The 8,892-nt window shown below is 45.3% G+C and carries 7 protein-coding genes; 6 read left to right on the top strand and 1 reads right to left on the bottom strand.

Translation table 11 applies throughout. The features are described 5' to 3' along the window. Window positions 1–893: Rpn family recombination-promoting nuclease/putative transposase (locus OCV77_RS14270; RefSeq protein WP_262575662.1), on the bottom strand; the 893-nt coding region annotated here is incomplete at its 3' end. Window positions 894–1,293: 400 nt separating this feature from the next. Here OCV77_RS14270 and OCV77_RS14265 point away from each other — a divergent pair. The 6 genes from OCV77_RS14265 to OCV77_RS14240 are packed head-to-tail and all read left to right on the top strand — an operon-like array spanning window position 1,294 to window position 8,774. Next, window positions 1,294–2,652 carry an FAD-dependent oxidoreductase gene (locus OCV77_RS14265; RefSeq protein ID WP_118693655.1) on the top strand — a complete coding sequence of 453 codons (1,359 nt, stop codon included), beginning with the start codon at window positions 1,294–1,296 and terminating at the stop codon, window positions 2,650–2,652. Window positions 2,653–2,669: 17 nt separating this feature from the next. Then, the gene (locus tag OCV77_RS14260; protein WP_262575661.1) at window positions 2,670–3,698 is read left to right on the top strand and encodes a sugar-binding protein; all 1,029 of its coding nucleotides are present in this window, start codon (window positions 2,670–2,672) and stop codon (window positions 3,696–3,698) included. 20 nt (window positions 3,699–3,718) lie between these two features. Further along, window positions 3,719–4,660, top strand: a complete 942-nt coding sequence (locus OCV77_RS14255) for an ABC transporter permease (protein ID WP_118797236.1) — start codon at window positions 3,719–3,721, stop codon at window positions 4,658–4,660. A gap of 18 nt (window positions 4,661–4,678) precedes the next feature. After that, window positions 4,679–6,196, top strand: a complete 1,518-nt coding sequence (locus OCV77_RS14250) for a sugar ABC transporter ATP-binding protein (protein ID WP_118693652.1) — start codon at window positions 4,679–4,681, stop codon at window positions 6,194–6,196. 8 nt (window positions 6,197–6,204) lie between these two features. Beyond that, complete coding sequence (locus tag OCV77_RS14245; protein WP_262575660.1) at window positions 6,205–7,677, top strand: histidine kinase; 1,473 nt, start codon at window positions 6,205–6,207, stop codon at window positions 7,675–7,677. Further along, a complete protein-coding gene (locus OCV77_RS14240) occupies window positions 7,662–8,774 on the top strand; it encodes a response regulator transcription factor (RefSeq protein WP_262575659.1) in 1,113 nt (370 codons plus the stop codon). Before OCV77_RS14245 ends, OCV77_RS14240 begins: the two co-directional genes overlap by 16 nt. The last annotated feature ends 118 nt before the right edge of the window (window positions 8,775–8,892 follow it).

Genomic DNA, 8,892 nt, shown 5'->3' with positions numbered 1-8,892 from the left:
TCGATCATATATCTGACAGTATTCCTGTCCATTTCCCGTAATTCCTCAGAAAAGAAACCCATAACATTCTCCACATTCCGACACATTTGGTATAGTGTCTCATACATCGGTTTAAACTGTGGGAAGTCTGTGATAAGCTTGATGATCTCTTCCGGGTCATCCGTAGAGAAAAAAGTCATCCATGCTTCCAACAGTGTGGTTACCTTTTTATTGTGCATTTTTAAACGGAAAATGTCAAGACTGATAAAGATATAATCCTGTAAAAGATCCATGGAAAGTCCGGTGTCAAAAATAGTTTTGGAACGGTGGATCCAGTGGTCAGGGCACTGCTTTAATTCAGACGGACTATTTTCATACAGAACGATAAGATAGACCTTGCTGATGCAGCGGTAGGAGAAGGTGTCCTTGCCGGTAACTGGATCTATGGAGCGCTGCCTTGCCCGTTTATACTGACGTAGGAGCATGTCCGAGGAATAGCAGGCACACCTTGCCCCGGGGAAAGCATAACCGATCTTCTGGACTTCAATGTTGGCAAGGGTGCCATCCTCCAGTTCAACGATAATGTCTGTGATCAGCAGGGAGTTTTCGTCAGAAAGCCTGGTGGAATCATTGGGAAGTACCTCTTTGATCCTGACCTTACGGTTTAGCAGGGTGGTCAGGAAGGATTCCAGCCTGGCAGGGTCATATTCAGGGTTCATGACTTCTTTGAAGAAGGAGTCATACAGAACCTTGATGCCCTTGGCACCGGAGCAGAAATCGAGGAATTCTTTCTGCTGCAGGACAGTCCAGCTTTCAAAAAGCTGCTGTAGCTCTGGGTTAGAATAGATCCTGGCAAGGATTTCCTCCCGGCTTTGGATCATAGGAAAATAAGACTTCAGTAGATTTGTGGTCATAGATAGACCTCCTTTGAATAAAGATGTGAGTTTCCGGATGTCAGGACAACATCAAAAACAAAAGTGAATAGTTACATCATGCAGACCAGTTTAGAAAACATCCGGCGAAATGCCAAAAGATAAAAATAAAAGAATCAACATGATCTTCCCAGAATCCCGGAAACGGGTGGGAATGAAGTGAGTGTATCATAAATACATTTATTATGCAACCACAAAATAAAGATACAGCAGATACTGTTTCCAGGGATAAGGGCAAAAGAGTATAACAATCACAAAAAAGTATAATGCGAAAAAGAAAAAAACTATAAGGAACAAAAAATCCTCTTATATCTGTGAAACGGATAAAATCCTACAATTATCTTACAAAGAAACAGTTCAAAACGATAAGGGAGGGTTATTCATGCAGAGTCAGAAAATTTATGTGGAACCTGAAAAAAAACTGCCTGTCAGCTATGATGTGGATGTGCTGGTATGTGGCGGTGGACCTTCAGGGATCGCAGCGGCAGTCAGCGCTGCCAAAAATGGCGCAGAGGTTCTGTTGATCGAAAGGTTTAACTGCCTTGGCGGACAGGGAACCGTAGGACTTGTCACATCCTTTATGTCCATGTCAGCCTATACCGGAGGCAGACAGGTGATCAAGGGAGTGTTTGAGGAATTTACAAATCTTCTGGAGGAGATGGGAGGCTGTATCAAGCCACCACACCTGGCAGAAGAAAGACCATACTTTTCGGTCAACCGCCATGAGCCGGATACGGCGATCTGCCCGTTTGATCCGGAAATGTATAAGATCGCAGCTGACAGACTGGTAGAAAAATATGGCATAAAGGTATTATTCCATACCTACATCACGGCAGCTATCATGGAAGGAAAGACGATCCGAGGTGTCATCATTGAAAACAAATCCGGCAGACAGGCAGTATATGCAAAACGTGTGATCGACTGTACCGGAGATGGAGATGTCATTGCCTACACAGGAGCGCCATTTGAAACAGGCGTAGGAGAAAAGGATGGAGAAGAAGTAAAGAGTCCGGTATCTACCATGTTCTGTATGGATGGTCTTGCGCCGGATACAGTAACCTGGAAGGTAGATAAGTCCCTTGCCTATGGAGCAGTCAATCTGTTCCCGCTGATGAAGGAAGATGAATTCCGGGCAGAAATGACCAGAGTGACAGGTATCAATCCCTGCTCTGCAGAGGATATCACAAAGGGTGAAATTGCATGCAGAAAGCAGATACTGGAGGTTCTTGACTGGCTTCATCATAATTATAAAGGGACAGAGCATGCAAGACTGACCAAGGTTGCCAATATGATGGGTATGATGGTATCCAGAAGAATCGTGGCAGAGTATAAAGTGACCAGAGATGATATCCTGAATTATACTATATTCGATGATGCGATTTCCATGAATGCCTATGGTGTGGATATCCATAATCCGAATGGAGGAGGCTGTGAACTGTACTGGCTGATTCCCGGACACGCTTACAGCATTCCTTACAGGGCATTACTTCCACTGGAAGTAGAAAATATTATTGCAGCGGGACGCTGCATTGCCCATGATGGAATTGCTGTTATGGCCACCTGCTATGGAACTGGGGAAGCTGCAGGAGCAGCGGCGGCACTGAGCATCAAAGAGGACGTTCCTTTCAGAAAGCTTTCTGTGAAAAAGCTGCAGGATCAGCTGAAGAAGCAGGGCGTATATCTTGGGGATCAGGAACCGGAGAAGCCGGAACCCAGATATATTCATATTTCAACAATATAGAAAAGAGGAAAAAGACTATGAAGAAAAAGATAATTGCATTTATTTTGGCGGCTGTAACAGCAATCTCCCTGATGGGATGCGGAAATACAAACACAAATACACAGGAGGCAGCAGAGACACAGGATCAAACAGCTGCAGAGGGATCAGCAGAAGCAGATACCGGTGCAGAAGAAACGGCAAATGGAGAAAATACCTATCAGTATACCTTTGTTTCACCTCTTGTCAGTCATGAGTATTGGATAGATGTAGAGGAAGGAATTCAGGCAGGTGCCAAGGAGCAGGGCGTGGATGTGGCAGTGCTTGGAGATACCAAGGTTGATGTGGATGCCATGGTGAAATATATTGATACAGCAATCGCATCCAAGGTGGATGGTATCATTACAATGGCACTTTCCCCGGCAGCGATCGGACCGGCCATTGACCGTGCAGTAGATGCGGGAATTCCCGTTGTACTGGTAGATACTGATGCACCGGAAAGCAAGCGGGCAGCTTATGTTGGAACCTCTAACTATGATGCGGGCTATGAGGCTGGTAAGGCAATGATCGAAGCAACCGGTGGTAAGGCAAAGATTGGAATCATCAGAGGCACCATTGGACAGGAAACAGACAACGACCGAATCAAGGGCTTTGAGGATGCAATTAAGGATGAGCCGGATATGGAGATCCTGACAACAGAAGCCTGCAATTCTGATATGCTGACAGGAACCCAGAAGGCGCAGGATATGTTGAAGGCTTATCCGGAGATGACAGCAATCTTCGGCAGTGAAGGAACCGGCGCAGTGGCAGCAGGAAAGGTACTGGAGGAGCAGGGGCTTTCTGGAACAATTACCGTGATTGGATGGGATGATACAGATGAATGCCTTGACTTTATCCGTACAGGTGTAGTAAAGGGAACCATTGTGCAGAAGCCTGATTTTATGGGAAGAAAGGCAGTAGAACTCCTGACCAGGATCAAGAATGGAGAAGACCTGACAGAGACAGTTATTGATTCCGGTGTTACTTTTGTGACGGCTGAAAATGTAGATACTTACAAAGATGCCCAGTAATCAGATAAGGTGGTGTGCTTATGAAAAAGAAGATAAGCATGAACGGTCTGATCAAGATCGTTCCGCTGGCAATATTATGTATCGTAACTGGTATGATCAACCCGGTGTTTTTTGCTGGATCCAATCTGATCGATCTGGCAAGATCCGTTTCTTTTCTGTTGATCGTCAGTGTTGGAGTTACTTATGTACTGCTGGGGGCCAGCCTGGATATGTCGATTGGCTCTGTTATGGGGCTTGGGGGCGCAATCTGCGGATTGTGCCTCGTAAACAGCCTTCCTGTCTGGTTCTCCATTCTTATGGGACTTCTGGCATCAGCTGTGGTTGGCATAGTAAATGCGGTATTGATCGTCAATTGCAGGATCCCGGCACTGATTGCCACCTTGGGAACCATGTATGTGGCAAGGGGAATCGTGAATGTACTGACGAAGGGAGAACCGTATTATCCGCTGCCGGATGAATTCAAGGTACTTGGACAGGGAACTCTGGCAGGAATCCCATATTCTGTTTTTATTGCAGCTGCTATTGTACTGATCGCTCATTTCGTGATCAAAAAGACATCATATGGAAGAAGTCTCATGGCAGTTGGTGGAAACAGAGAGGCTTCCAGGGTATCCGGTATTAATGTAAAAAGAGTTCTCTTTTCTGCACATGTACTGGTTTCCCTGCTGGCTGGCTTTGTTGGGATCATCATGGCAGCAAGATTAAGCTCTGCGCAGCCTAATGCAGGAGATGGCTGGGAAATGACAGCTGTTGCCGCTGTTATTATCGGTGGAACAAGTATGTATGGTGGTTATGGATCAGTGCTTGGCACGATTCTTGGCTGCGCACTGATGGAAACTATTTCAAATGCCATGGTACTGCTCCATGTTTCTGTATACTGGCAGAAGATCACCATTGGGATCATTATGGTAGCAGCAGTCGGCATGGATACATTCCGGCTAAAGAAAATTGCATCGAAATAGCAGAAGGAGGGTGAGGGTATGGCTAAAATGGTATTGGAAATGCAGCATATTACCAAGACCTTTCCGGGTGTGAAGGCGCTGGATGATGTTTCTCTTCAGGCATATGAAGGGGAGATCCTTTCTATTGTAGGAGAGAACGGTGCCGGGAAAAGCACACTGATGAAAATCCTAAGTGGTTCCTATTCCTGCGACAGCTATGCAGGCAACATTCTGGTAGAAGGAAAAACGATGCAGTTTCACAACACCAGACAGTCTGAGGAAGCAGGGATTGCCATGATTTATCAAGAGCTGAATATGCATCTTGACCTGAGTGTGGCGGAGAATATTTTCCTTGGAGGCTGGAAGCAGTTTGGAAACGTGATCAAGTGGAATAAGCTATATCAGGCGGCAACAGAGTATCTGGGTCAGCTTCAGCTTGATGTGGAGCCGACAGAAATTTTAAGAAATCTGAATGCCAGCAAACAGCAGCTTGTTTCGATCGCAAGAGCACTTTCCCATAAGCCAAGGATCCTGATCCTGGACGAGCCGACGGCATCCCTGACAGAAACAGAATCAGCAACACTTTTTCAGATCATGCTGAATTTAAAGAAGCAGGGATATACCTGTGTGCTTATTTCCCATAAGCTGGACGAGGTATTCGCTTATTCAGACAGGATCGTTGTCATGCGGGATGGAAAAGTGATCAACAATCATAACAGAGAGGAATTTGACCAGAGCAGGATCATTGCAGAAATGGTGGGAAGAAAAATGGACAATCTGTATCCAAAATGCAAAGTTCCTGTGGGAGAAGTTGTCATGGAGGCCAGAGATTTCTCGGTTCCACATCCGCAGAATGCCAAAAAGAAAATTGTGGAAGACGTCAGTTTCACTGTCAGGAAGGGAGAAATTCTTGGAATCGGCGGTCTGGTAGGAGCCGGCAGAAGTGAGCTGGTGAATGCAGTTTTTGGTATTATCGGGAAACAATCAGGAGCAGTAATGATCGATGGCAGAGAGGTACAGATCAGAAAACCGGAGGATGCGATCCGGGAAGGACTTGCACTTGTAACAGAAGACCGTAAGCTGGACGGATTTGTAGGTGGAATGTCCATAGAAGAGAACATCACACTGGCTTCGTTGAAAGCAATCTGCAGATATGGTATCATTAATCACAAAAAAGAGCAGCTGTCTGCCAGAAAATATTTTGATGAACTGAAGATCAAGGCAGCTGATATGACAGTCCATATGGAAACACTGTCCGGTGGAAATCAGCAGAAGGCAGTTCTCAGCAAATGGCTTATGACCAAACCGAGAGTCCTGATCATGGATGAACCTACGAGGGGAATCGATGTGGGAACTAAGTATGAGATTTATAAGATCATGGTGGAACTGGCAAGACAGGGTATTGCAATTATCATGATATCTTCTGAGCTGCCGGAATTGATTTCAATGTCAGACAGGATCATTGTTCTTTCGGGAGGCAAGGTATCAGGAGAATTGCAGCAGGAAGATGCAAGTCAGGAAAAGGTAATGGAGCTTGCGACCAGAATGGTTGTATAGGATGAATTATGAAAAAACTTTCTCTTAAAGAAAAATTTTCATTCTGTATGTTTGTAGTTATGGCAATCTTTTTTGCAACAGAGGTGATATTGCTTGGTATGCAGTATTATACCAAAGACAGGCTGGGTGACCTGATTGATAAGAGTAACCGGGTCTATGAACTGAAAACAACGGTCAGTGAGGTATTGTCGGCATATAAATATTATTCTGTTTCGCAGAAGGAGGATGACAGAGAAGCAGCAAAAGAGGCACTTGAGAGACTACGGTCCGACAGTGCCTCTTTAAGGCATGTTATTTTTGAAGACAGCTATATCAGAGAAATAGATGATCTCTGCCATATGGCAGACAGCCTGTATGAACAGATCGAACCGGAGATTGCAGCCACTGTGCACGGTACAAGAGAGGAAAGGCTGCAGGCATATGATGAGGCAGCTTATACTGTGCAGCTGATTGAGAAATATTATGATTATGTATATCCGGCTATGGAACAGTATTCCAATGAAGCCCAGAATGAGCTGAACAGGGAAATGAAGGTGATTTCGGGGATCTGCATTTTGGCAGTTATTGTATTTTCTCTTGGAATCCTCGGAATGGTCCTCTGGTTTTCCAGAGATGTGATCAGTCCCATATCGGCACTGTCCTATAAGGCGGCAACCTACCGCTCAGAAAGAGAAGGTTATCAGAAGCAAAACAGGGATGAGGTGGGACAGCTGACAGAGCTGTTCGAGGAGATGCTTTCCCGTATTGAGGATCAGATGGGACAGATGGAACTGAATATGAAGCTTCAGCTTCTGCTGGAGCAGCAGAGGCTGGAGAAGGTGAAAATGGAAAAGCTGCTGCAGGAAAGCGAGATCAAGGCACTTCAGGCGAGGATAAACCCTCACTTTATGTTTAATACACTGAACAGTATTGCACAGATGGCATATCTGGAGGAAGCACCTTCCACAGAGCAGATGATCGAAGCGGTATCGGATTACTTCCGGTATAATCTGAAGGATATTCATCATGTGGCTACGGTAGCAGATGAGGTGAAAAACTGCAGGGATTATATCTATATCCAGCAGATCCGTTTTGGCAAAAGGATCCGGTTTGACCTGCAGTATGATGAAACAGCGGCAGAAGGAAGGATTCCAGCCCTTACACTTCAGCCTGTTATAGAGAATGCTATCGTCCATGGACTGGCGATCCGGGGTGGGGAAATACTCATACGGATCCACAGAAAAGATGGGAAGATAGATATAACTATCCGGGATAACGGAAGCGGTATGGAAGAAGAAAAGCGGAGACTGATCCAAAGTTATATAGAGGGGACAGACCAGACGGGGATCCATTCTGACAGTATCGGTCTAAAAAATGTGATCGACAGAATGAAGGCATTTTTTAAAGACGGGTTTGCGATGGAAATTATTTCCACACCGGAAGAGGGAACGGAGATCAGAATAAGGATCCCGTATGAGGAGAGCTTATGTATCGGGTATTGATTGCTGATGATGAGGAACTGGAGCTTAAGGCAATGCACTTTTTCCTGGAGCGGAATTATCCGGAAGCAGTACTCCTGCCGGATGCACAGGATGGCACCCAGGTAGTAGAAACAGTGACAAAGGAAAATCCGGAGCTGCTGATCCTGGATATAGAGATGCCGGGTCTGAACGGATTGCAGGCACTTACCATTCTCAGGGAACGGGGATATGAGGGACATGTGATCGTCAAAACAGCGTATGGTAAGTTTACCTATGCAAAGGATGCGCTGCACCTTCATGTGGATGCTTATCTGTTAAAGCCTGTCAGGAAAAGTGAATTAAAGGAACAGATGGATGAGGTCCTTTCAAAGATTGAGGCAGAGAGAAAGCAGGATGCGGGCAGAGGGAAAAGGGGAGAATTTATCAGTGGTTTTATTCTTTCTTTATGCTTTGCCAAAGAAGGCAGCCAGTGCCTTTCTGATGCAGGAAAAATAAAAAGATTATCACAGGAAGCAGCAGGAAAGCTATCTCTTTTCTGTGATTTTACCATTTGTCCGGCAGAAGGAAATGTGCTGCCCATACTGATCTATACCTCATCAGCCATGGATGAAGAGGGATACCGGAAGCTGTCTTGGGATGTGGAAGAGATGATGAGCCAGATCTGTCAGACAATATTTGACATGGCTCCGGAAATGAAGGCAGGATTCCTGATCGCAGATATTGAGGAAAGACTTCCAAGGCAGCTCCAGCTGCAGGAACAGGGAGCTGACAAAGCAGGGGAACAGGGCAATGCAGCGAGCGGCAGCCTGCATCTGCAGAGAGCAGTTCAATATATAGGAGAGCATTATATAGAAAATATATCCCTGGAGGATATCGCAGAACATACAAAACTCAGTACCAGCTATCTGAGCCATCTTTTCAGACAGGAGCTGCATAAGAATTTCGTGGATTATCTGACAGAAGTGCGAATGGAACAGGCCAGGGTACTGATTGATCAGGGGATTGACAATGTCAATGTGCTGGCAGAAAAAGTAGGATATCAGTATGCATCTTATTTCTGCAGGCAGTTTAAGAAATATACCGGTATGACGGTAGGAGAATATAAGAGAAGAAAATAACAGATGCGTTTTCAGAAAAAGATGTTTCTGCGGGGAAAACCGGATTGCAGCATTCTTTTTTGGGGATTTTTTCAGTAAAATATGCTATACTGAAATCGTTGTAAACAGGGCAGCGGGA

The organism is Suilimivivens aceti (genome assembly GCF_025567405.1).
Taxonomy (GTDB): domain Bacteria; phylum Bacillota; class Clostridia; order Lachnospirales; family Lachnospiraceae; genus Suilimivivens; species Suilimivivens aceti.
Note: the sequence above shows the minus strand (reverse complement) of the source record. Positions and strands in the feature narration are given on the sequence as shown.

Bases quoted from the DNA above. Each gene is read 5' to 3' on its own strand.
- OCV77_RS14265 (WP_118693655.1), top strand. From the start codon at position 1,294: ATGCAGAGTCAGAAAATTTATGTGGAACCTGAAAAAAAACTGCCTGTC.
- OCV77_RS14255 (WP_118797236.1), top strand. From the start codon at position 3,719: ATGAAAAAGAAGATAAGCATGAACGGTCTGATCAAGATCGTTCCGCTG.
- OCV77_RS14260 (WP_262575661.1), top strand. From the start codon at position 2,670: ATGAAGAAAAAGATAATTGCATTTATTTTGGCGGCTGTAACAGCAATC.
- OCV77_RS14240 (WP_262575659.1), top strand. From the start codon at position 7,662: ATGTATCGGGTATTGATTGCTGATGATGAGGAACTGGAGCTTAAGGCA.
- OCV77_RS14245 (WP_262575660.1), top strand. From the start codon at position 6,205: ATGAAAAAACTTTCTCTTAAAGAAAAATTTTCATTCTGTATGTTTGTA.
- OCV77_RS14250 (WP_118693652.1), top strand. From the start codon at position 4,679: ATGGCTAAAATGGTATTGGAAATGCAGCATATTACCAAGACCTTTCCG.